The following is a 3,076-nucleotide window of genomic DNA, read 5'->3' as shown; positions in this document are numbered from 1 at the left end:
AACTTGTTCTTTGAAAACTGGATAAAACGACATTGAAACAAATGCAAGAAATTCAAGTACGCGTGACAATTTTGTCACAACTTTTTAATTAACCATTGGTTAAGTTAGAAAGGGCGCACGGTGGATGCCTTGGCACTAGGAGCCGAAGAAGGACGGCACTAACACCGATATGCTTCGGGGAGCTGTAAGTGAGCTGTGATCCGGAGATTTCCGAATGGGGGAACCCACTACTTTTAATCGAGTAGTATCCATGTGTGAATCTATAGCACATGAGAAGGCAGACCCAGGGAACTGAAACATCTAAGTACCTGGAGGAAGAGAAAGCAAATGCGATTCCCTGAGTAGCGGCGAGCGAAACGGGATCAGCCCAAACCAAGAGGCTTGCCTCTTGGGGTTGTAGGACACTCTATACGGAGTTACAAAAGGTAGGATTAGGCGAAGCGACCTGGAACGGTCCGCCGCAGCGGGTAACAGCCCCGTAGCCGAAAACCCTACCCCTCCAGAGTGGATCCTGAGTACGGCGGAACACGTGAAATTCCGTCGGAATCTGGGAGGACCATCTCCCAAGGCTAAATACTTCCTAGTGACCGATAGTGAACCAGTACCGTGAGGGAAAGGTGAAAAGCACCCCGGAAGGGGAGTGAAATAGATCCTGAAACCGTGTGCCTACAAGTAGTCAAAGCCCGTTAATGGGTGATGGCGTGCCTTTTGTAGAATGAACCGGCGAGTTACGATTACATGCAAGGTTAAGCTGAGAAGGCGGAGCCGCAGCGAAAGCGAGTCTGAATAGGGCGACAGAGTATGTAGTTGTAGACCCGAAACCAGGTGATCTACCCATGTCCAGGGTGAAGGTAAGGTAACACTTACTGGAGGCCCGAACCCACGCACGTTGAAAAGTGCGGGGATGAGGTGTGGGTAGCGGAGAAATTCCAATCGAACCTGGAGATAGCTGGTTCTCTCCGAAATAGCTTTAGGGCTAGCCTCAAGATGAGAATCCTGGAGGTAGAGCACTGTTTGGACTAGGGGCCCATCCCGGGTTACCGAATTCAGACAAACTCCGAATGCCAGTGATTTATGCTTGGGAGTCAGACTGCGAGTGATAAGATCCGTAGTCAAGAGGGAAACAGCCCAGACCACCAGCTAAGGTCCCCAAATATCCGTTAAGTGGAAAAGGATGTGGCGTTGCTTAGACAACCAGGATGTTGGCTTAGAAGCAGCCATCATTTAAAGAGTGCGTAATAGCTCACTGGTCGAGTGACACTGCGCCGAAAATGTACCGGGGCTAAACGGATTACCGAAGCTGTGGATGGATCTCGTTAGAGATCCGTGGTAGGAGAGCGTTCTAAGGGCGTTGAAGTCAGACCGGAAGGACTGGTGGAGCGCTTAGAAGTGAGAATGCCGGTATGAGTAACGAAAGACGGGTGAGAATCCCGTCCACCGAATGCCTAAGGTTTCCTGAGGAAGGCTCGTCCGCTCAGGGTTAGTCGGGACCTAAGTCGAGGCCGATAGGCGTAGACGATGGACAACAGGTTGATATTCCTGTACCACCTCCCCGCCGTTTGAGCAATGGGGGGACGCAGAAGGATAAGGTGAGCGTGCCGTTGGTTGTGCACGTCCAAGCAGTGAGGCGTGGAATGAGGCAAATCCCATTCCTGATACGTTGAGCTGTGATGGCAAGAGTACCCTCAGAGTCCCTGATTTCACACTGCCAAGAAAAGCCTCTAGCGAGGCGGGAGGTGCCCGTACCGCAAACCGACACAGGTAGGCGAGAAGAGAATTCTAAGGTGAGCGAGTGAACTCTCGTTAAGGAACTCGGCAAAATGACCCCGTAACTTCGGGAGAAGGGGTGCTCTGGTAGGGTGTATAGCCCGAGAGAGCCGCAGTGAATAGGCCCAGGCGACTGTTTAGCAAAAACACAGGTCTCTGCAAAACCGTAAGGTGACGTATAGGGGCTGACGCCTGCCCGGTGCTGGAAGGTTAAGAGGAGTGCTTAGCGCAAGCGAAGGTGCGAATTGAAGCCCCAGTAAACGGCGGCCGTAACTATAACGGTCCTAAGGTAGCGAAATTCCTTGTCGGGTAAGTTCCGACCCGCACGAAAGGCGTAACGATCTGGGCACTGTCTCAACGAGAGACTCGGTGAAATTATAGTACCTGTGAAGATGCAGGTTACCCGCGACAGGACGGAAAGACCCCGTGGAGCTTTACTGTAGCCTGATATTGAATTTTGGTGCAACTTGTACAGGATAGGTAGGAGCCTTAGAGCCCGGAGCGCCAGCTTCGGAGGAGGCGTCGGTGGGATACTACCCTGGTTGTATTGAAATTCTAACCCACAAGCCTGATCGGCTTGGGAGACAGTGTCAGGCGGGCAGTTTGACTGGGGCGGTCGCCTCCTAAAGAGTAACGGAGGCGCCCAAAGGTTCCCTCAGAATGGTTGGAAATCATTCGCAGAGTGTAAAGGCAGAAGGGAGCTTGACTGCGAGACGTACATGTCGAGCAGGGTCGAAAGACGGGCTTAGTGATCCGGTGGTTCCGCATGGAAGGGCCATCGCTCAACGGATAAAAGCTACCCCGGGGATAACAGGCTTATCTCCCCCAAGAGTCCACATCGACGGGGAGGTTTGGCACCTCGATGTCGGCTCATCGCATCCTGGGGCTGTAGTCGGTCCCAAGGGTTGGGCTGTTCGCCCATTAAAGCGGTACGCGAGCTGGGTTCAGAACGTCGTGAGACAGTTCGGTCCCTATCCGTCGCGGGCGCAGGAAATTTGAGAGGAGCTGTCCTTAGTACGAGAGGACCGGGATGGACACACCGCTGGTGTACCAGTTGTTCTGCCAAGGGCATCGCTGGGTAGCTATGTGTGGCCGGGATAAGTGCTGAAAGCATCTAAGCACGAAGCCCCCCTCAAGATGAGATTTCCCATTGCGCAAGCAAGTAAGATCCCTCAAAGACGATGAGGTAGATAGGTTCGAGGTGGAAGCGTGGCGACATGTGCAGCTGACGAATACTAATCGATCGAGGACTTAACCAAACAATGTATGCGAAGACTTGCCTGTTCCAATGTCGTTTATCCAGTTTTGA

1 rRNA gene is annotated in these 3,076 nt (G+C 52.6%); it reads left to right on the top strand.

The features are described from left to right. Positions 1-97 precede the first annotated feature (97 nt). Positions 98-3,026 (top strand): 23S ribosomal RNA (locus tag GPDM_RS14615). Positions 3,027-3,076 lie beyond the last annotated feature (50 nt).

This window comes from Planococcus donghaensis MPA1U2, assembly GCF_000189395.1.
Lineage (GTDB): Bacteria > Bacillota > Bacilli > Bacillales_A > Planococcaceae > Planococcus > Planococcus donghaensis_B.
This window is presented reverse-complemented; position numbering and strand designations above follow the sequence as displayed.